This is a genomic window from Thermomicrobiales bacterium, assembly GCA_037045155.1.
Classification (GTDB): domain Bacteria; phylum Chloroflexota; class Chloroflexia; order Thermomicrobiales; family CFX8; genus JAMLIA01.
In genome coordinates this window covers 1,196,620-1,217,000 of the sequence record JBAOIG010000005.1, presented here as the reverse complement: position 1 = coordinate 1,217,000, position 20,381 = coordinate 1,196,620, and the positions used below count along the sequence as shown (strand labels likewise).

General features: G+C 64.9%; 17 protein-coding genes. 10 read left to right on the top strand and 7 right to left on the bottom strand.

The features are described 5' to 3' along the window. Positions 1–81 precede the first annotated feature (81 nt). Positions 82–390, top strand: coding sequence for a hypothetical protein (locus tag V9F06_15585; GenBank protein MEI2619032.1), 309 nt, complete (start codon positions 82–84; stop codon positions 388–390). A gap of 105 nt (positions 391–495) precedes the next feature. Then, positions 496–1,830 (top strand): MFS transporter, encoded by a 1,335-nt coding sequence (locus tag V9F06_15580; protein ID MEI2619031.1) that lies wholly within the window; start codon positions 496–498, stop codon positions 1,828–1,830. Positions 1,831–1,850: 20 nt separating this feature from the next. Here the strand turns inward: V9F06_15580 and V9F06_15575 are convergent, their stop codons facing one another. The 3 genes from V9F06_15575 to V9F06_15565 form a co-directional block, all read right to left on the bottom strand. Next, complete coding sequence (locus V9F06_15575) at positions 1,851–2,198, bottom strand: metal-sensitive transcriptional regulator (protein ID MEI2619030.1); 348 nt, start codon at positions 2,196–2,198, stop codon at positions 1,851–1,853. A 301-nt stretch (positions 2,199–2,499) separates the two neighbouring features. After that, on the bottom strand, positions 2,500–2,703 hold the full coding sequence (locus V9F06_15570; GenBank protein MEI2619029.1) for a hypothetical protein: 204 nt from the start codon (positions 2,701–2,703) through the stop codon (positions 2,500–2,502). Positions 2,704–2,818: 115 nt separating this feature from the next. Next, positions 2,819–5,701 (bottom strand): aconitate hydratase, encoded by a 2,883-nt coding sequence (locus V9F06_15565; protein MEI2619028.1) that lies wholly within the window; start codon positions 5,699–5,701, stop codon positions 2,819–2,821. 194 nt (positions 5,702–5,895) lie between these two features. Here V9F06_15565 and V9F06_15560 point away from each other — a divergent pair, with 194 nt between their 5' ends. Beyond that, positions 5,896–6,357, top strand: a complete 462-nt coding sequence (locus tag V9F06_15560; GenBank protein ID MEI2619027.1) for a nucleoside deaminase — start codon at positions 5,896–5,898, stop codon at positions 6,355–6,357. Positions 6,358–6,373: 16 nt separating this feature from the next. Here the strand turns inward: V9F06_15560 and V9F06_15555 are convergent, their stop codons facing one another. Beyond that, positions 6,374–8,881 carry a M14 family zinc carboxypeptidase gene (locus V9F06_15555; GenBank protein MEI2619026.1) on the bottom strand — a complete coding sequence of 836 codons (2,508 nt, stop codon included), beginning with the start codon at positions 8,879–8,881 and terminating at the stop codon, positions 6,374–6,376. A gap of 110 nt (positions 8,882–8,991) precedes the next feature. On the opposite strand from V9F06_15555, the gene V9F06_15550 reads away from it, so the two are divergent. Then, on the top strand, positions 8,992–9,450 hold the full coding sequence (locus V9F06_15550; protein MEI2619025.1) for a gamma-glutamylcyclotransferase: 459 nt from the start codon (positions 8,992–8,994) through the stop codon (positions 9,448–9,450). A 15-nt stretch (positions 9,451–9,465) separates the two neighbouring features. Here V9F06_15550 and V9F06_15545 read toward each other — a convergent pair whose 3' ends face one another. Continuing rightward, complete coding sequence (locus V9F06_15545) at positions 9,466–10,149, bottom strand: phosphoribosyltransferase (protein MEI2619024.1); 684 nt, start codon at positions 10,147–10,149, stop codon at positions 9,466–9,468. Positions 10,150–10,322: 173 nt separating this feature from the next. Between V9F06_15545 and V9F06_15540 the strand changes: the two genes are divergently transcribed. From V9F06_15540 to V9F06_15515, 6 genes are all read left to right on the top strand, one after another. Next, positions 10,323–12,254, top strand: a complete 1,932-nt coding sequence (locus tag V9F06_15540; GenBank protein ID MEI2619023.1) for a transketolase — start codon at positions 10,323–10,325, stop codon at positions 12,252–12,254. 104 nt (positions 12,255–12,358) lie between these two features. Continuing rightward, positions 12,359–13,654: an MFS transporter gene (locus tag V9F06_15535; protein ID MEI2619022.1), complete on the top strand. Its 1,296-nt coding sequence runs from the start codon at positions 12,359–12,361 to the stop codon at positions 13,652–13,654. Between the two features lie 54 nt (positions 13,655–13,708). Then, positions 13,709–14,512: a Sir2 family NAD-dependent protein deacetylase gene (locus tag V9F06_15530; protein MEI2619021.1), complete on the top strand. Its 804-nt coding sequence runs from the start codon at positions 13,709–13,711 to the stop codon at positions 14,510–14,512. An 18-nt stretch (positions 14,513–14,530) separates the two neighbouring features. Continuing rightward, complete coding sequence (locus V9F06_15525) at positions 14,531–15,388, top strand: MBL fold metallo-hydrolase (protein MEI2619020.1); 858 nt, start codon at positions 14,531–14,533, stop codon at positions 15,386–15,388. A gap of 55 nt (positions 15,389–15,443) precedes the next feature. Beyond that, positions 15,444–16,415 (top strand): amidase family protein, encoded by a 972-nt coding sequence (locus V9F06_15520; GenBank protein MEI2619019.1) that lies wholly within the window; start codon positions 15,444–15,446, stop codon positions 16,413–16,415. Continuing rightward, the gene (locus V9F06_15515; GenBank protein ID MEI2619018.1) at positions 16,348–16,848 is read left to right on the top strand and encodes an amidase family protein; all 501 of its coding nucleotides are present in this window, start codon (positions 16,348–16,350) and stop codon (positions 16,846–16,848) included. Before V9F06_15520 ends, V9F06_15515 begins: the two co-directional genes overlap by 68 nt. 528 nt (positions 16,849–17,376) lie before the next feature. On the opposite strand, the gene V9F06_15510 is transcribed toward V9F06_15515, so the two are convergent. Further along, the gene (locus V9F06_15510) at positions 17,377–18,567 is read right to left on the bottom strand and encodes an MFS transporter (protein MEI2619017.1); all 1,191 of its coding nucleotides are present in this window, start codon (positions 18,565–18,567) and stop codon (positions 17,377–17,379) included. Between the two features lie 97 nt (positions 18,568–18,664). Then, on the bottom strand, positions 18,665–20,359 hold the full coding sequence (gene ilvD / locus V9F06_15505) for a dihydroxy-acid dehydratase (GenBank protein ID MEI2619016.1): 1,695 nt from the start codon (positions 20,357–20,359) through the stop codon (positions 18,665–18,667). Positions 20,360–20,381: the final 22 nt, after the last annotated feature.

Below are 20,381 nucleotides of genomic sequence, written 5' to 3'. Positions count from 1 at the left end.
GCCATCGTATCCGGGTGGCTAGAATCAGGGTGAGCGATCCATCGCAACGGACCGACACGACACCGTTACAGAGGATGGTACATGCAGAGGCTATCGACGGGCGAACGAAGCGCCGGCATTCGTCGCGAAGAGATTCTTGCCGGAGCAGCCGAGACGTTGGGGCTATTCGTCATCTTCGTCGTCGCAATCACAACCCGCGACCTGACCGGGGACGCTGCAAAAGCGATCCTGATCGCGCTGACATGGGTCGTCGGGACACTGGGCGCAGGATACGGGGCAATTGTCCTCTGGCGCGCGGCGACGCATCCTGCCGGGCGTCTGGCCCGGTTGGCGCTCGGCGCGGGGATGATGTTCATGGGCATCTATTCGATCGTCCACGTCATGTCGTAACGTCGGTCGCACTTGCCATCGTGGCTGCGATCGCGTATTGTCGCGCGGCAACGTATCGTCGTAGGTCACGCAACTGGAATTTTCCAGGATGGGGACGCGTATCCGGTGAGGGTTGAATCGGCGACGACGCCGCCCGACACAGCAACTGACGCCGCCAATTCGACGTCGGTCGCGCCGTCACACCCGGCGTCGGCCTCCGCCGCTCGTGCCGAAGCCCGGGTGCCGTCCTGGAAGAAGCCATTCCTCGCCCTCGACCAGGAGGGATTCCGCACCCTCTGGCTCGGGATGCTCCCCGGCACGATGGCGATGCAGATGGGGATGATCACGACCGGCTACGTCGCCTACGACCTCTCCGGCTCGGCGGCGGCAGTTGGGTTGGTCTCGTTAGGGTCGGGCATCCCGATGCTGGCGTTCGGGCTGGCGGGAGGAGTTGTCGCCGACCGGTTTCCGAAGCGCAACGTGCTGTTGATGACCCAGACGCTCGTGGGTATCGCCGCGGCGCTCAACGCGATTCTGGTCCTTACCGGTGTCGTCAAGATCTGGCACCTGATGGCCGTTGCGTCAATTCAGGGAATCGGGTTCGCGTTCAATATGCCGGCGCGACAGGCATTCGTTGGCCAGCTGGTCAGCCGCGACCGCTTGATGAACGCAGTCGCGCTCAACAACGCCGGGATGAACTTCTGCCGGGTCCTCGGCCCGTCGATGGCCGGAGCGCTGATCGCAGTTCCATTCATCGGGGCTGGCGGAGTCTACGCGATCATGACCGGCATGTACGCCTACGTCGTCCTGAGCCTTTTCCGGATCAAGGATCAGGGCCGGCCCATGGGATCGGTTCGCCCGCCGCCGCTCGAGTCGCTCCGCGAGGGGCTGCGATACATCCGTAACAATAGCGTCGTCTCGACGCTGCTGGCGCTGGCGTTCGTCCCTGTGCTGCTGGGAATGCCGTATCAGCAGCTGATGCCGGTCTTCGCTGAGGAAGTCTTCAAAGTTGGCCCGCGTGGGCTCGGACTACTGTTGACCTTCAACGGTCTTGGGGCGTTGGCCGGCTCACTGACGATCGCCGCGTTGACGGCCTTCCCGCGCAAGGGTCTGCTGCAGATGATGCTGGGGATCGCGTTCGGCCTGTCCCTGGCGGTCTTTGCCTTCAGCCGCTCATTCCATATCGGTCTGGTGACACTGGTCGTGATCGGGTTCGTCTCGTCCGGGTATCAGTCCCTCAACAGCACGCTGGTGATGAACAACTCCGACTCTGAATACCACGGTCGGGTGATGAGCGTCTATATGCTGACGTTCTCGGCGATGCCGTTGGCGGTCGTGCCGTATGGCGCGCTGGCTGATGCGTTCACCGCGCCTGTGGCAATCGGCTTTGGCGCGGTGTTGCTCGCGGCAGTCATCGCGGTCGTCGGCGTCGTTCACCCCTCATACCGACATATCCGCTGATCTGTCGCAAACCGTCGATCTCAGCCGACGCTCCGCGTGAAGCGCTCGATAGCGTCGGTCAGCTCGGTCAGCAGCACCTCGGCGTCCTTTTCTCCAGCACTCACCACGCAGCCGCGGATATGATCCTCGAGCACAAGCATGCCGACGGCGCGAGCCGCGGCGATGATCGATGAGATCTGGGTAAGCACATCCACACAGTACTTATCCTCCTCGATCATCCGCTGAACACCTCGAACCTGCCCCTCCATGCGGCGGAGCCGGGCAAGGATCCGTGCCTTGTCGGCGGCGTACGACGCGTGTCCTTCGCCGTGTGGTCCACTAGCATCGGGCTGGTCGCTTTCGCCGGGGGAGATGAGCTTCATCGACATAAGCATGTTCCTTTCGTCACAGGAAGTATACCCCTATGGGGTATTTATTCCCACTCGTCGCTGCTTCAGTGACTGACGACGGGCTAGAATCTCGGCGGGCGGCGCCGTGCCGTCGCGTCGATTCAGTGAATCAGGGGGGACGATGACCAGTCGAGAGATTCTTCGATCGGACAAGCTGCCGGTTCCGGCAAGTCCGTACTCGGTTGCGACCATATGGGGCGGGTTGCTGTTCACGTCCGGCCAGGTGGCCGATGACACATCGCAGGATGTGGCAGGGCAGACCGAGCAGGTGATGGAGAAGCTAAAGCTCATCATGGCCGAGGCCGGCACTGGCTTCGATCAGGCGCTGAAGGCGACCTGCTTCCTCACCGACATCAACGATTTCCAGGCGTTCAATGCCGTCTACCGCAGCTATGTTGGCGAAGAGAAGCCGGCCAGATCGACGATCGAGGCCAAGCTTGCCGGGCTCGGCGATGAAGGTCGAGATCGAGATGATCGTCGGCATCCCCTCCGCGAAGTAAGGCGGGGAAGACCGCCGGGAGGGATGTCGACCCGGCAAGCCACGTCGGGGCCCGGGAGGATCGTTTCTCCCGGGCCCCGATGTCGCTTCGCGGCCGAACCTACTCGGTGGCGAGTCGGCGGAGGACCATCGGCAGGATGCCGCCGTGCCGGTAGTACTCCCACTCGATCTCGGTGTCGATTCGCACGATCGCATCGAACTGAACGTCAGCGCCGCCATCTCGCCGAGCTGTCACAGCCAACGTCTGACCTGGCCGCAACCCGCCGGCAATCCCAGGGATATCGAACACCTCGGTGCCATCAAGCCCCAGCGAATCACGGGTCACGCCGTCCTTGAACTGCAGCGGCAGCATGCCCATCATCACGAGATTACTGCGGTGGATTCGCTCATACGATTCGGCGATGACGGCCCGGATGCCCAACAGCTGTGGCCCCTTGGCCGCCCAGTCGCGTGACGAGCCCGAGCCGTATTCCTTGCCGGCAACGACGATCAGCGGGGTGCCATCCTGCTGGTAATGGTGCGCGGCATCGTAGATCGACATCTCCTCACCCGTCGGCAAGTAGCGCGTCCACCAGCCTTCCTTCCCCGGAACAAGCTCGTTCCGGAGTCGGACATTGGCGAACGTGCCGCGCATCATGACCTGGTGATTGCCGCGGCGAGCGCCATACGAGTTGAAGTCGAACAGGCCGACATCGTTGAGGATGAGATATTCACCGGCCGGGCTCTTCGGGCTGATCGAGCCGGCTGGTGAGATATGGTCTGTCGTGATCGAATCGCCAAGCTTGAGCAGCACGCGAGCCCCGACAACGTCCTGAGGCGGGGCCGGCTCCATCTCGAGCCCATCGAAGTACGGCGGCTCCTGGATATAGGTCGATTCCTCATCCCACTCATAGAGTTCGCCCGATGGGATCTCGAGCGCGCGCCAGGCCTCGTCGCCGTCGAAGACATGCGCGTAGTTGCTGGCGAACACATCGGCCGTTACCGCCGAAGAAACTGCTTCGCGTATCTCCGCCTGCGTCGGCCAGATATCACGCAGATAGACCGGAGTGCCGTCAGCGCCGATGCCAACAGGCTGCGTCGTGAGATCAATGTCGACCGTGCCGGCCAGCGCGTAGGCGACAACGAGCGGTGGTGAGGCGAGGAAGCTGGCGCGCACCTGCGGATGGATGCGGCCCTCGAAGTTGCGGTTGCCGCTGAGCACCGAGGCGACGACGAGGTCGTTTGCGTCGACCACTTCGGCGACCGCCGGGACGAGGGGGCCGCTGTTGCCGATGCAAGTGGTGCAGCCGTATCCAACGGTGTAGAAGCCGAGCTTCTCAAGATACGGCGTCAGGCCGGCGTTGTTGTAGTAATCCGTCACCGCTCGCGAACCGGGAGCGAGGCTGGTCTTCACTGAGTCACTGACCGTCAGGCCCCGCTCGACTGCCTTCTTTGCCAGCAGGCCGGCGGCCAACATCACCGACGGGTTGGATGTGTTGGTGCAGCTGGTAATCGCCGCAATCACGACCGAGCCATGCGTTACCTCCCCGCCGCTCGCCACGCCATGCGGGATCTGAATGGTCTCTGACGGGCTCGAAATGACGTCGGGCGCCGGGCGCTTCACACCCGGAATCGCCGAGTGCGTCGATGGGGCGCCGAGCGCCATGGCCTCTTCGTCACCACCAAGCTTCTGCCCCTGGGCAGGCATTGGATCGCTGGCCGGGAATGTATCGGCGACGGCGGCGGTGGCCGCGATGTCGTCCGTCGTGCTGCTCGAAGGGTTCGAGCGGCGCGGCGCCATCTGGTCGCCGAACGTCTCGCGCAGCGCGTCGCTCAGGCCAGAGAGTGACACCCGATCCTGAGGGCGTCGTGGGCCGGCCATGCTTGGCTCGACTGTCGACAGATCGAGCTCGAGCACCTCATCGAAGAGCGGCTCGGGCGAGTCGTCAGTGTGGAACATGCCCTGCGCTTTGCAGTACTTTTCGACCAGGTCAACGACCTCTTCCGGCCGGCCCGTCATCCGCATATAACGCAGCGTCTCGTTGTCGACATGGAAGAGGCCGCAGGTCGCGCCGTATTCCGGTGACATGTTGCCGATGGTCGCTCGGTCAGCGACTGGCAGCTTGTTCAGCCCCGGGCCAAAGTACTCGACGAAGCGGCCAACGACGCCGTGCTTCCGCAGCATCTGGGTGATCGTCAGGACCAGGTCGGTTGCTGTGCCACCCTCCGGCAGCTCGCCGACAAGCCGCACTCCGACGACACGCGGGGGCAGCATGAAGATCGGCTGGCCGAGCATCGCCCCTTCGGCCTCGATGCCGCCAACTCCCCAGGCCAGCACGCCGAGGCCATTCACCATCGGCGTGTGGGAGTCTGTGCCGACACACGTGTCGGGGAAGGCGATCATCTCCCCGTCGATCTCGCGGGCCTGAACAACTTGCGAAAGATACTCCAGGTTCACCTGGTGGCAGATGCCGGTGCCTGGCGGCACGATTCGCAGTCCGTTGAACGACTGCTGTGCCCAACGCAGGACCGTGTATCGCTCTTTGTTGCGCCGGTACTCGTACTCGACGTTGCGCTCGAAGGCGAGGGTGGAGCCGAAGGCGTCGACCGTGACCGAGTGGTCGATAACGAGGTCGGCCGGCAGGAGTGGATTGACCTTCGACGGGTCGCCGCCCAACCGCGCCATCGCGGAGCGCATCGCCGCGAGATCGACGATGGCCGGCACGCCGGTGTAATCCTGCAAGAGCACGCGAGCGGGGAGAAACGGCAGCTCACCTTCGCGACGCTCGCCGGGCTTCCAGCTGGCGAGGGCTTCGACGTTCGCCTCTCCGAAGCTCTCTGTCCCGCAATTCCGCAGCACGTTCTCCAGAAGAATCTTGACCGTCAGCGGGAGGCGGTCGATATCACCGAACTTACTCAGCGCGGCGAGCCGATAGTACTGGATCGATCCGCCGGAATACTCCAACGTCGCCCTGGCGCCGAATGGATCACGATGTTCGCTCATGGATTCCCTCTCCTCGTTGGCTGAGCTCGGAACACCGAACCGGTGTCGTCTTGCACACCCCTCCCACCTGCTGCGTCCGGGCACTCGACGCCAGACTGGACGGGCCACAACCCTGAGTCTATGGTACTACGGTGCTCGGGAATGTCGGCGTCTTCCCGTTGGCACACCTGAATCGTGGCAAATCTGGAGGCGATATGAATGACCTTGACCAGCAGATGATCCGGCGCGCATTCGATGTCGCCCGACACGCCCGCTCGACTGGCAACAGTCCCTTTGGCGCCGTCCTCGTCGACGCTCACGGCAACATCCTCTTCGAGGGCGAGAACACTGTGGCTGACGACGGCGACATCACTGGCCATGCCGAGACGCATGCAGTCCGCCAGGCCACACGGGCGCTCGACACTACGACACTTTCTCATTGCACGTTGTACGCCAGCACCGAGCCATGCCCGATGTGCTCGGCAGCAATCTTCATGGCCAACATCCGCCGCGTTGTCTTCGGCGTCAGCGCCGAGCGGCTTCGCGCCGAACGAGGCGATCCGAACGCAGCCGCGCTGCGGTTGTCGTGCGCCGAGGTCATGTCGCGCGCATCTCACCCTGTCGAAGTGACTGGCCCGTTCCTCGAAGAGGAAGCGCTGGCGGTCCACCGAGGCTGACCGCCAGCGCCGCAGACTAGCCGAGCGAGAGTTCGCGCTGCGGCCCTTGCGAGCCGCGGGCGAGTGCGTTGAACAGAAACCGGTAGCCACCGCGCGCCTGAGCGCGGAACTGCGGCCGAAATCCGATCAGCACGGCCCGGCCGGCGCCGAGCGCAACCTCGACGAGCGCCCCTTTGCCGGCCAACTTGTTTTCCCCGAGAATCCAGCCGCTCAGATTCGGCTCATACTCCGGGTAGCGCGCGACGATCTGAACCTGGTCGTCATCCTTGCCCTCGAAGACCGGGCTCTTCATGAAGAGGGCCACCTCCTGGCGGTTCATGCCCCAGCCGAGTGGGTGATCAGAGTCGACGATGACGCGCAGCAGCGAACCGGGGCAGTAGAACTCTTCCTCGTTCACTCCCTCGACGACATCACGAACAGGCGGGTGAAGATGACGGAGAACGAACCCGCAGGCCGAATCCAGCGCGACAATCGTCCCGCCTGCTTCCGCGAACGCGGCGAGCGCATCCCCGCCGAGCCGGCCGAGGCCGCCGACGTATTCAGGCGGGTACGGCTCCTGGTATTCGTTCTTTTCGAGATTGCCTTCCACCATGTCCTTCACTGGCTGCTGTGGCAGGAGCACGACGTCGAAGCGATCCGCCAACCCGGCCTGTCGGATATCTGCGTTGTGCAGCGTTTCGTAGGGAATGCCGTAGTCATCGAAGATCCAGCGGAGCCAACCCTCGTCGATCGACGGTTTCCACGACTGATAAACCCCCACACGTGGTAGCGACTGACTGACGATCGACAGATGAACCGGTTCATCGATGCCGATCACGTCCACGCCCGAGGAACGGGCGACGTTCTCCACTACCGCGCGTTCGACATCCCGAACCACATACGTGCCGGGCGCGTAGGAACCGGCCCGTCTGGTCAGCCGGTCGACGGCAGCGCCACCAGCAAGCAGCTGGTACAGCGCGCGCACGGAGCCATTTCGTGATGCCGGGATCGCCCAGCCGAAGCGACCTTCGCCACGGACGACGCCGACCGGCGGAGCGATCTGAGCTGGCCGCAGCTCCGCTTCAAACGCCTTCTCGATCTGAACCGATCGAACGCCCATCTGCAGCGGGAGGGTATGACCAGCGATATCGTAGGGTGCAAGCGGCGGTCCATCTGGCCAGCGACGAAGATCGGGGTACGACTGAACCTCCAGGAGTGTCTTCGCGAAGCTTCCGGACGGCTGCGCCAGGCGCACGACGACGGTTTCGGCCGGCCAGGTCACCCCATCGGCCACAAACTCGCGAGTCGCCTCTTCCAGCGCAACGTCGCCGAGGCGCAGGATATCCAGCAGCTCGAACGCCGAGCCGGGATCGTCCTGTCGCGGGGGAACCAGGAAGGCGTATGGCCCATCGGTGCGTTCGACGGCCCGCCGCGTGATCCCCACGTAATTTCGCAGCCACTGCCGGCGGTTGCGGGCGGCGTGCTCGAGAAACGCGAGTGCCGCCAGCTTGTCATATTCGACGATATCGCGGAGGGACCACGCGCCGCCCTTCCACGGCAGCGGCTGATTCCAGCTACGAACCTTCGGGTCGAACCCACGCTCCGCCTTCAGCTTGTCCTCGGGAACGTCCACTGTCGTCGCGAGCCGGCAGCTCGCGGCCTCCGAGAGGATATCGACGCTGCCGTGGTAATTGCCGTACGCGAGAGACGGGCTGTAGTTGTCGAAGATGATGTTGGTTGCAACTCCCGCCTTGCCGGCCGCCGTCAATCGACTGGCGATAGCAGTGCCGAGGTCAGCGAACCCCTGCTGGATCACGGGATCCTGGTTCGGATCGAGCGGGTCGATGAATGGTGGGACCATGAATCGCGCGCCGTCGCGCATCATCTGGTGCATGTCGAAGACGAGCTGCGGCCGCTCGCGGTTGTGCAGATCGGCGTACAGACGCGACTCGACCTGCGTCAACATGAACCAGTCGCGGTTGTTGTCGTGGCCGACGTAGGGATGGTAGAGCCAGGGCATTGGCTGGCCCTCATACTCAGTATCCAGCCACTGCCGGTACCACTCGACGATCATCTGGTGTCCATCGGGGTTATGCGACGGAATCATGACCGTGACGACGTTGTCGAGGATCTCGACACTGTCGGGATCCGTTGCCCGCGCCAGGTCGCCCGCGAGCTCGAGCGTCATCACCGCCGCGCCGATCTCGTTGGAGTGTTGCGTGCACAGCAGGAACGCTGTGACCTTGCCACGTTCGGTCAGCTCGCGCTCGTCGGCGGGATCGAGACCGCGTGGGTCATACAACCGCGCCAGGATCGATCGGAGCTCATCGCGCCGCGCCAGGTTCTCCGGCGACGAGACAAACACTGCAATGTACGGTCTCCCATCCGTCGAGACACCGAGCCGCTCGATTGCCACGCGATCCGACGCAGCAGCGAGCGCGTCGAAATACCCGACGATCTCACCCCAATCCGGCAAGCGACGCGGCGCGCCGATCTGATAACCGAGCACATCCTCCGGCATCGGAATCCGGCCCTCGTCAGTCACAATCACACTCCCTATCGTGTCAGTGCCGTAGCATCGATCGGATGATAACCGCGACCGCGGTAGGATGACTGCTGACTGATATCGACGGGTTTGCCGGGAAGGGGATATTCATGCCTCGATACTTCGCGTATTGCACATTGCTGGAACGCGACGAGATGCAGCGCTTCTGCCCGAACGCGCGGGCGACGGAGATTGGCACAGTCAGCGGGTGGCGTGTCGGCTTCGCCGCACACGGTCTCGGTGGCAGTGGCGGGGGATGTCACCTGCTGCCCGAGACCGGGCACATCGTTCATGGTCTGATCTACGAGATGGATGACACTGCCCTCGCCCAGCTCGACGATATCTCCGGCGTTGGACAGGGGATGTATCAGCAGATCGCGGTTACTGTCACGACGGCGAGCGGCGAGGCGGTCGAGGCGATCACCTATGTGATTCCATCGCCCATCGGCGCGTTTCAGCCCTCCGCCGCCTACGTCCGACCGATCCTGGCTGGCGCGCGCGCAACCGGATTGCCAGCTGACTACATCGCCGAGCTGGATGCGCTCGTCGCTTCGTCTGTCGCGCCCTGATCTTCGGCTCTGGCGTCATGTGGCGGGTGTCTCGTCCTCGGGCTGCTCGATCGCAACGCGGCGCGATTCGGCGAGAATCGCCCGAACATCTGCGTCCGTCACCTGGGAGAAGTCGCCATACCACTGTCCAACCGCGAAGAACGACTCCGGCGTGAGCAGGCAGACCACCTCGTCGACCAGGAGCGCCACCGAGCGGACGGTGTCTGGAGAGCCCACCGGCACTGCGACAACGATGCGTCCGGGACTTTGCAGCCGGAGCGCCTCAATCGCCACACGCATCGTCGCGCCGGTCGCCAGCCCGTCATCGACGAGGATGACGACTCTCCCGGAGACAGCAGGTGGTGGCAGGTCGTCGCGAAATGCGCGCTCGCGACGTTCGAGCTCTCGTTGCTCGCGCGCGGCGACCTCGTCGATAACGCTCAGCGGGAGGCGCAGTGAGCCAATGACCTCGTCGTTGACCATCCGGACGCCACCTGAGGCGATCGCGCCCATCGCCAGCTCCTCGTGTCCGGGAACGCCGAGCTTGCGGACGAGCAGCACATCGAGCGGAGCGTCGAGCTCGCGGGCGATCTCATCCGCGACCGGCACTCCTCCGCGCGGCAGCGCCAGGATAATGACGTCATCCCGGCCTCCCCAGCCCGCGAGTCGCTGTGCCAGCTCGCGTCCTGCGTCCCGCCGGTTTCGAAACTCGTAGCGCATTGTCCGTCCTCCTGTGTCACATCATCCGCCGGCGGGCTCCGGCGAACACTTCTGATATAGATTCTGGTGGCCGGATTCTGGCGAGAAGGTCGATTGACGAGTGATGGTCGTGGCGCGGATTGGCCCCCCGCCACAGCCTGCATGATTGAATTCGGGTTGGCCAGGATAATAGCGTGGACCGCCCGCTCGTATCGGGCGCGCCACGTTGCACGGAGAAGAGGAATCGAACTATGACGGCAGTATCCACGAACCTGACCGCGCTCGCACAGCAACTCCGCGTCGACAGCGTCCGCAACAGCACGGCAGCCGGGTCGGGTCATCCCAGCTCGGCGCTTTCGGCGGCCGATCTGATGGCAGTGTTGATCACGCGCTTCTGGCACTATGACTTCGATCGCCCCGAGAATCCCGGCAGCGACCACCTGATCTTCTCCAAGGGCCATGCGTCGTCGCTACTCTACGCGATGTACAAGGCGGCCGGCGCCATCTCCGACGAGCAGATGATGACCTACCGCCGAATGGGGAGCCCGTTTCAGGGCCACCCAACGCCGGCCCTGCCGTGGGTTGACGTCGCGACAGGATCGCTGGGACAGGGGTTGCCGATCGCTGTTGGGGTCGCGATCGCGGGCAAGTACCTTGACAAGCTGCCGTACCGCGTCTGGGTGCTCTGTGGTGACTCCGAGTTCGCCGAGGGTTCGATCGCCGAGTCGATGGACAAGGCGAACTACTACAAGTTGGGCAATCTGGTCGCGATTCTCGATATGAACCGCCTGGGTCAGCGCGGTCAGACCGAATACGGCTGGGATGGCGACGAATACGCCGCCCGGGCGCGCGCGTTCGGTTGGCACCCGATCGAGGTAGACGGCCACGACTTCGACGACATCGAACGCGGCTATCAGCTCGCGATCCAGCATCAGGACCAGTACGAGCAGCCGGTTCTGATCGTCGCTCGCACTGTCAAGGGCAAGGGCATCTCCTGGATGGAGAACCAGAACGGCTGGCACGGCAAGCCCGTGCCGAAGGACAAGCTCGACGCGACGATCGCAGAGCTCGGCGGGGCGACCAATCTCACGTTCGAGATCCCGGAGGCGCCTGCTGCGACGGCGTACGTCACTGCGGCAGCAGACCACCCAGCGCCAACAACCTATGAGCTCGGCAGCGCGGTCGCGACCCGCAAGGCGTATGGAGACGGGTTGAAGGCAGTCGGCGCACTCCGACCCGATGTCGTCGTGCTCGACGCCGAGGTTTCGAATTCAACGATGGCCGAGATCTTCAAGGAGGCGTATCCGGACCGCTTCTTCGAGATGTTCATCGCCGAGCAACAGATGGTTGCCGCGGCAGTGGGCATCGGCGTCCGTGGCTACGTCCCGTTCGCGTCCACATTCGGCGCGTTCATGAGCCGCGCCTACGACTTCATCCGCATGGCAGCCATCTCCCAGGCCAACATCAAGCTGTGTGGCTCGCATGCTGGAGTCTCGATCGGTGAGGATGGGCCGTCGCAGATGGCGCTGGAGGACATCGCGATGATGCGCGCCGTCCACGGCAGCGTGGTGCTCTATCCCTCGGACGCCAACCAGACTGTCGCACTCGTCCACGAGATGGCCGATCACGACGGCATTGCCTATATGAGGACGACCCGCGCTGCGACACCGGTGATCTACGAGGCCGGCGATGTATTCAAGATCGGCGGGAGCAAGGTCGCGCGTCAGTCGGATAGCGACGAGGTCACCATCGTCGCGGCCGGCATCACGCTTCACGAGGCGCTGAAGGCCGCCGATCAGCTGGCGGAGCAGGGGATCCATATCCGGGTGATCGACCTGTATTCGGTCAAGCCGGTCGACTACGAGACGGTGCGCGAGGCGCTGGTGGCGACCCACGGCCGGCTGGTGGTGGTCGAGGATCACTGGCCACAGGGCGGGCTCGCGTCGGCCATCCTCGAGTGCCTCGCCACTCGTCCAGGCTCGACGAATGGCTTCGGCGACAACTTCCGAATGACGCATCTGGCGCCCTCGGAAATGCCCGGCTCTGGCACGCCGGACGAGCTGATGGACTGGGCCGGCATCTCGGCCCGTCACATCATCGAGGCTGTCCGCACGATGCTGGACTAGTCCGATCGACTCTACGCGCGGCGTTCGGGATTCGAGCGCCGCGCGCATCCCAGGACGTATCCTTGAGGGCAGGTATCGACACGCTCGAATAGCAGCAGGAGAACATGCGCGCCTACTGGCAGAAAGTCCTCGATTGCGGGCGCGACATCCATCTGTTTCTCGGCTATGCGCTGCTGTCGTATGTCGGCATCGGCGTCTTTATGCTGATCTTCAATCTGTACATCGTCCAGCTAGGGTACAACGAGGGATTCATTGGCGCGGTCAATGGCGTTGTCACGCTTTCGATGGGCACGACCTGTCTGCTGCTGGGCTACCTCATCAATCGATTCGGCAACTGGGCCTGCCTGACGATTGGGACGGTCGAGTTCGCCGTCTCGCTGGTCGCGCTGGCGTTCGTGTCGTCTGGGCCGGCGCTGCTGACACTGGCATTCCTCAACGGGATCGGCAGCGCCTTCATCATGGCGGGGCAGATGCCGTTCGTCATCGAGTGGACTCCCCGTGGACACACGGCGATGATGGCTGCGTTCTCGTCGGCGGTCAGCTCTGGATCGATCATGTTGGGAAGCCTGGTCGGCGGACTCCTGCCATCCGCTATCGGCGCGATGATCGGCGTCGCGGCAAGCTCCGCCGAGGCCTATCGCTGGACGCTTGTCATCGGCGCGCTGATCAGCGGAGTCAGTATCCTGCCCAACCTGTTCATGGGGCCGGCCCGCACCGAGCGTCACCATGAGGACTTCCGTGTCTCCCACGCGCAGCTACTGTCGCATCGAGTTCGGCGGCAGGCACGACGCGATGTTGGCGCGCTGATCTTGTTGGGCCTGTTCCTCGCGCTTGGTGTTGGCGCGATCGAGCCGTTCTACAATGTGCTGCTGACGGAGATGGGCGCGTCGGCCGGCACGATCGGCATCATCTTCGCCATCTCGGGGTTGGCGGCGACGGTTCTGTCGCTGACGGGGCCGGCGCTGGCTCAACGCATTGGCTATATCTCAGCGCAGGTCTGGACACGGTTGTTCTTCATTCCGATCCATCTGGCGCTGATCATCCTGCCAGTTCCGTGGTTCGTGTCACTGGCGTATGCCGGCCGGAAGATCTCCGGGTCAGTCGCCTGGCCGTTGGAGTCTGCGCACGCTGGCGGGCTGGTGCCCCCGCAGGCACGGGCGCATGCGTTCGGATTGCGCTCGGCCTCGTGGAACTTCGGGTACGCTTTCGCCGCGTTCTTCTCCGGACAGATCATCGCCAGGACCGGCAGCTACACTCCCGCCTATATCTCGCTGGCGGTCTTCTGCACGCTGTCGGTGGCCGTTTACGTAGTGGCCTTTGGCGGCCGGATGCCGGAGACGATCAGTCAGGCAGCAAGCGCGGCCAGACCGGTGGAGCCGGACTCACTGGCAACCGATTGACGGCCGGCCAAGGCTCAGATCATGACCGGCTTCGGACCGTAGACAGGTATTCTGATGACGACGGACTCACTCACCGCATTTCAGACGGCGCAGATCGACGAGCTCGCGGAGATCGTCCGCTTTCATGCGCCGCTGGTTGCCTTCACGGGCGCGGGCATCTCGACCGAGTCCGGCATTCCCGACTACCGCGGCCCGAATGGTCTGTGGACATCCGGCAGCCAGAAGCCGTTCACCTACGACGAGTTCATGTCCAACCCGGAGGCTCGCCGTGAGTGGTGGCGTCGTCTGCCGGCGCGCCTCGATGAGGTCGAGGCCCGGCAGCCGAACGCAGGCCATCGTGCGCTCGCCCGGATCGAGCGAGCGTTCGTGATGCTCGCCATCGTGACCCAGAACATCGACGGGCTTCAGCAGGCGGCCGGCTCCGATCCAGCACGCGTGATCGAGCTCCACGGTAGCAGCCGGCAGATCCGTTGCTCGCAGTGCGGCATTGTCTACCTCGCCCGCGAGATTCTGGAGGCCTACAGCGCTAGCCAGGAGCCGCCGCCGTGTCCGAATTGCGGCGGCATCCTGAAGTCCGGCACGATCTCATTTGGCGAACCCGTGCCGCCGGATGCGTTGCGCGTCGCATTCGCCGTCGCCGAGCAGGCGGGTGTGATGCTCGTCGTTGGATCAACGCTCCTGGTCAACCCGGCCGCCCGAGTGCCAGCGGTCGCGAAGAAGGCTGGGTCGTATCTGGCAATTCTGAACAAGGGCGAGACCGGGCTGGACGACTCCGCCGACCTTCGTGTCGACGCACCGGCCGGACTGGCGCTCGATCACCTTGCGGCGCGGCTGCTCTCGGCCACGCCCGGTTCTTGACATAAGGAGAACGAACGGATGCCAGAGCTCATAGTACTCGGAACAGCTCAGGATGGCGGGATGCCACACGCTGGCTGCCGCTGCGTGAACTGCGAGCGAGCGCGGCGCGATCCGGGGTTTCGTCGTCTCCCGCCAGCCGTCGGCATCCGCGCCGGAGACGCGACGGCGCTGATCGACGCGACGCACGCGTTTGCCGAACAGGTGCATCTGCTGCAGTCGACAGCGTCTGACTTTCTTCCTGAAAAGCGCTACGCGCCGCCAGCGACCGTGTTGCTGACGCACACACACACCGGCCACTATGTCGGACTCTGGCAGCTCGACCGGTCGGTGCTGTCCGCCAAGGCCGTCCGCGTCCTCGGTCCGCCGCAGACGATCGCGCTTCTGGCGACGAACGAGCCGTGGCGGCAGATGGTTGTGGACGGGTTCATCACGCTCGCCCCGCTGGCGCTGAACACGACATTCGAGGTCGTGCCAGGCGTGCAGGTCACGCCAATGCCGGTGCCGCATCGCTCCGAGTGGGGGGCCGACACCGTTGCCTATCGGATCGACGGGCCGAACCAGAGCGTCCTGTATCTTCCCGATATCGACGCATGGGACGTCTGGGAGCACGATATCTGCGAGGTCGTCGCATCCGTCGATGTGGCGCTGCTGGATGGCACCTTCTGGGAGCCGTTCAGCCGGCCGGGTGTCCCGCATCCGCCGGTCCGCGACTCGCTCGACCGGCTGGCGTCGGTCGCGCGCGATGGCCAATCACAGATCATCTTCACCCATCTCAATCACACAAACCCGGCGGTCGACCCCGACAGCGCCGAGGCTATCGAGGTGCGCGAGCGTGGGTTTGCCGTTGCGGACGAAGGACAGATCATCCCCTTGTAGCGCAAGATGCAGTGCTACGATATTCGACGAACGGCGACATGATGGGAGGCGCGCGGTGGATTCGACTGATCTCTGCTACCTGTCGGCGACGGAGCTGCTGACGGCGTACCGGGCGAGAACGCTGTCACCGGTCGAGGTGACAAGAGCAATCCTGGAGCGCATCGATCGAGTGAACCCGACGCTGAACGCCTACGTCACCGTCACCGCCGAGCGGGCAATGGATGACGCTCGAGCAGCGGAAGCCACCTGGATGAGCGGCAACCCCACCGGCTCGCTGATCGGCGTCCCAGTCTCGATCAAGGACATCACTCCGACGAAGGGCATCCGCACGACGCGCGGGTCGTTGCTCTACGCCAACTGGGTTCCGGAGGAGGACGCGCCGTTCGTCGAGCATGTCTACGCGGCCGGCGCGGTGATGCTGGGCAAGACCAACACGCCAGAGCTGGGCTGGAAGGGGGACTCGGGCAATCGGGTCTTCGGGCCGACACACAACCCGTGGAAGCATGGCCGGACGGCCGGCGGATCGAGTGGCGGCGCGGCGGCGGCGGTCGCAGCCGGTCTGGGCCCACTGGCCTCCGGCACTGACGGCGCGGGGTCGATCCGGATGCCGGCCGGCTTCTGCGGCGTCTTCGGGCTGAAGCCATCGTTCGGCCGGCTGGCGTACTACCCGCCGAGCTCCGTGGAAAGCCTCGCTCACGTGGGGCCGATCACGCGCACTGTCCGCGACGCAGCGCTGCTGATGAACATCACCGCCGGCGCCGACGCGCGCGATCGCGCCACCTGGCCGCTCGCCGAGGACTATCTCGCTGGCTGCGAGGGCGGCATCGCCGGACTCCGCGTGGCATGGTCGTCGGACCTGGGCTTCGCGCCGATCGACCCCGAGGTGCGCGAGCTGACGACAGCGGCAGCCTGCGAAGCTCGGCGAGCTCGGCTGCCATGTCGAGGAGATCGAGCTCGATTTGCCCGACCCATGGCCGATCGTCGACACACTCTGGTCGGTTGCCCAGGCCGGCGTCCACAAGGATGATTTCGACCGGGTCCGGGACCTGATCGATCCCGGGCGCATCCCGATCATCGAGTATGGCCGCTCGCTCTCAGGCGTAGATATCTATGCGGCCGGCGTCCAGCGCAATATCTGGTACGACGCGATGCGAAAGCTGATGGATCGCTACGACCTGCTGGTGACGCCACAACTGCCGGTCACCGCGTTTGCGGCCGGCGACGATCAGCCCGGCACGATCGACGGCGCGCCGACGACCTATCTGGGCTGGACTGGCTTCACCTATCCGTTCAACGTCACCGGCCAGCCGGCCGCGACGATCCCTTGTGGGTTCGCCCGCGACGGGTTGCCGGTTGCGCTGCAGTTCGTCGGCCGCTGGCACGACGACGCGACGGTGTTGCGCGCCGCCGCCGCCTGGGAAGATCGCTTCCCCTGGCACGCACGGCCTCCGCTGGGCTGAGCGATAGACGTGGCGGGCAATCGGCACGGGGTGGCGCTCTGCGGAGCCCGGACAGGCCCGGGCCTGTCCCTACGGACCACAACCAGCCCCTCGGTTCTCACACACGCCCAACGGCAGGTCGCTGGATCGGCAGTCCGACCCTGCCCTCTGTCATGCTGAGTGCTCCGACTAGCATGATGTGTCAGGTTGGCAGCCTCCCCGCACCTTGTCATCCTGAGGCCGCAGCCGAAGGATCTCTCCTGCGTCTGAATGCATCCAGCATGAGGAGATGCTTCGCTGAGGCTCAGCATGACAAACGGCCGGGGTGGCTGTCGCACCACAGTACAGGACACATCACGCTGGTCGGAGCACTGAGCGCGCTCGCGAAGCATCCGCCCAACGCCCGATCGCAACCAGCGTGAACGGATCCTTCGGCTGCGCGGGCGCCCTCTGGGCAGAGGATGACAAAGGACCGGACAGTTATCGATCAGGCGCTATGGCGTCGATAGACTGACTAGCTCGACGAGCGATCGCGGATCCATGGCGTGACTAGTTCCGCGGCATCAGCGCGACTACGGGCAGGCAGAACAGCGCGGCGAACGGGACGAACCAGTAGGCGGTGTCGATCCCGATCGCGTCGGAGAGCGCGCCGAAGCTGAGCGCGGCGACGCTCTGCGAGACGAAGCCCAGCGCCAACAGCATCCCGGCCATCGGGCCACGCGCCTCGGGGACGACCTCAGCCGCCAGCGCCAGGATGATCGTCCGTGGGGCCATCATGGCCGCGCCGGCCAGCGCAAGCACTCCGAGCACCATCCAGCTGCCGTTCTCCAGCCAGAGATAGAGTGACATAAACACCGGCGTGGCAGCGACAAGCACAAACAGCACTGCGCGTCGTCCGATCCGGTCGGAGAGACCACCGAAGAAGAGCGCGCCGACGATCCCCGCGGCGAAGAGCGTCGAGAGCGCGAAGCCGCCATACCACTCGCCGTGGCCGCGCTGGACAAGGAACTCGACGAGGAAGAAGTTGAACGGCGTCGTGACAATACCGATCAGCATCGAGAAGGCCAGGATCGACGAGACCGCCCGGCGGCGCGAGCGAAAGATCGCGCCAAAGCCCGGCTGGGTCCGATCGCGGTGCGATGCCTCCGCGCCGGTGGTGTCGAGCGTGAAGTAGAGCAGCACCGACGCGATGATCCCGAAGATCGCCACGACGAACGAGCCCCGCAACGTGAACAGCGCAATCGCCCCGGTGATGATCAGCGGGCCGATCGTCCGCGCCAGCTCGCCACCGGACATGAAGATCGACATCGCCCGGCCCATCCGCCGGCCACCGTACTCGCCGACAAGCGAGACGGCCGGCGCGTGGAACATCGCCGACGCGAGGCCCGAGATGAGCAGCAGGAGGAGCACGACGGTGATGTTCGGCGCCAGACCCAGCGACGACAGCGAGATGGCCGCCAGTCCGGGCGCAACGACGACGAACCAGCGACGGCTGGTACGGTCCGCGACGTAGCCGATCAGCGGCTGAAAGACGCTGGGCATCTGCTGGGCCGGGATCATCAGGCTGACGAGGAAGAGCGGGATGCCGAGCTGATCGCGAATTGCCGGGATGAGCGGCCCGATGAAGGACGAATACATGTCGTGTGAGAAGTGAGCGAATGACGCCACGCCGACGCCGCGGGCGTTGTAGGTGTCTGCTTCCGCGTCTGCAACCTCGCGCTCGCGCGGCTCGTCATCCAACGTCGTCTCGGTCGCCGTGGGGCCCTCCGTTCGTCGCTGAAAGCGGGCCGGCCGCCACGCGACGACCGGCCCCGGGGATCCTGCTCCAGCCCTGGCGCTACCAGATCGGCCGGGTGATCGCGCCCTCGGCGGCGCTGGAGACGAGTGACGCGTACTTGGCGAAGACGCCGCTCTCATAGTGCGGCTTCGGCGCGGTCCAGTCGCGCATGCGCTCGGCGATCTCGGCGTCGGTGAGCTCGACCGAGAGAGTCGTGCTGGGAATGTCGATGGTGATCATATCGCCCTCACGCAGGGCGGCAATCGGTCCGCCGAGCGCAGCCTCCGGGGCGACGTGGCCGATGCAGAAGCCGCGCGTTCCGCCGGAGAAGCGGCCATCGGTCAGCAGCCCGACAGTGTGCCCCAGGCCAGCGCCGACCAGCGCGCCGGTGACGCCGAGCATCTCGCGCATGCCGGGGCCGCCCCTGGGTCCCTCGTAGCGGATGACGATGATGTCGCCAGCGTTGATCTGTCCCTCGGTGACGGCGTGCATCGCGTCCTCCTCGCGCTCGAAGACGCGAGCCGGCCCGCGCTGGTAGCCACGATCAGCGGCAGCGATCTTGATGACACTGCCCTCTGGCGCGAGGTTGCCCTTGAGGATCACCAGCCCGCCGGTCGGCTTCAACGGCGCCTCGACGGTGTAGACAACCTTCTGTCCCTCGGTCGGCTCGGCGTGGGCCGTTGCCTCGGTGAGCGTCTGGCCGGTCGGCGTCAGTTGCGAGCCATCGACGACGCCGCCCTCGATCAGCCGCTTGGTGATCAGCTCGATCCCGCCGGCGTTGTAGACATCTACTGCGGTGTACTGGCCGCCTGGCATCAGGTCGGCGATGACCGGGGTGCGCTCGGAGATGGCGTTGAAGTCGTCGATCGTCAGGTCGATGCCGGCCTCGCGAGCCATCGCCAGCGAGTGGAGGACGATGTTGGTCGAGCCACCGGTCGCGCAGGCCGAGGCGATCATGTTCTCGAAGGCCGGCCGGGTCAGGATCTGGCTCGGCAACAGGCCCTGGCGCAACTGGTCCATGATGACCTCGCCGGCGCGGAAGCCGATCTTCTCCTTCTTTGGGTCGTCCTGCGGGACGCTGGCCATGCCGACCGGCGAGAGGCCGAGCGTCTCCAGCGCGCCGGCCATCGTGTTGGCGGTGAACTGCCCGCCACAGGCGCCGGAGCCGGGGCAGGCGGCGTGCTCGAGGATGCTGAGATCCTCATCGGTCATCCGGCCGGCCGCGTTTGCGCCGACGCCCTCGAAGACATCGACGATCGTGACGTCGCGGTTGTGGAAGCGGCCCGGGTAGATCGAGCCGCCGTAGAGGACGAAGCCGGGGATATCGAGGCGGATGAGCGCCATCGCCGAGGCCGGCAGCGTCTTATCGCAGGCCGCCAGGATGACGATCGCGTCGAACATGTGGCCGCGCGCGACCAGCTCGATCGAATCGGCGATCACCTCGCGCGAGACGAGGGACGCCTTCATGCCCTCGGTGCCCATCGTGACGCCGTCGGAGATGGCGATCGTGTTGACCTCCATCGGCGTGCCGCCGGCCGTGCGGATGCCGGCCATCACCTGCTGGGCCAGCCGGCGCAGGCCGTAGTTGCAGGGCATCGTCCCGATCCAGGAGTGCGCGACGCCGATGATTGGCTTGCGCAGGTCATCGTCCGAGAAGCCGATCGCGTGGAGCATCGCTCGCGCGGCCGCCCGGTCTCGACCGTCGTTCATCACCCGACTCTTGTGCCGTGGATCGAACTGCGTCGTCTGGTCCATCCGTCTATCGCCTTTCGCAGCG

Excerpts from the sequence above, each read along its gene's own strand:
- V9F06_15585 (MEI2619032.1), top strand. The coding sequence starts at position 82 with ATGCAGAGGCTATCGACGGGCGAACGAAGCGCCGGCATTCGTCGCGAA.
- V9F06_15575 (MEI2619030.1), bottom strand. The coding sequence starts at position 2,198 with ATGTCGATGAAGCTCATCTCCCCCGGCGAAAGCGACCAGCCCGATGCT.
- V9F06_15570 (MEI2619029.1), bottom strand. The coding sequence starts at position 2,703 with ATGCCGACGATCATCTCGATCTCGACCTTCATCGCCGAGCCCGGCAAG.
- V9F06_15565 (MEI2619028.1), bottom strand. The coding sequence starts at position 5,701 with ATGAGCGAACATCGTGATCCATTCGGCGCCAGGGCGACGTTGGAGTAT.
- V9F06_15560 (MEI2619027.1), top strand. The coding sequence starts at position 5,896 with ATGAATGACCTTGACCAGCAGATGATCCGGCGCGCATTCGATGTCGCC.
- V9F06_15550 (MEI2619025.1), top strand. The coding sequence starts at position 8,992 with ATGCCTCGATACTTCGCGTATTGCACATTGCTGGAACGCGACGAGATG.
- V9F06_15545 (MEI2619024.1), bottom strand. The coding sequence starts at position 10,149 with ATGCGCTACGAGTTTCGAAACCGGCGGGACGCAGGACGCGAGCTGGCA.
- V9F06_15535 (MEI2619022.1), top strand. The coding sequence starts at position 12,359 with ATGCGCGCCTACTGGCAGAAAGTCCTCGATTGCGGGCGCGACATCCAT.
- V9F06_15530 (MEI2619021.1), top strand. The coding sequence starts at position 13,709 with ATGACGACGGACTCACTCACCGCATTTCAGACGGCGCAGATCGACGAG.
- V9F06_15525 (MEI2619020.1), top strand. The coding sequence starts at position 14,531 with ATGCCAGAGCTCATAGTACTCGGAACAGCTCAGGATGGCGGGATGCCA.
- ilvD (MEI2619016.1), bottom strand. The coding sequence starts at position 20,359 with ATGGACCAGACGACGCAGTTCGATCCACGGCACAAGAGTCGGGTGATG.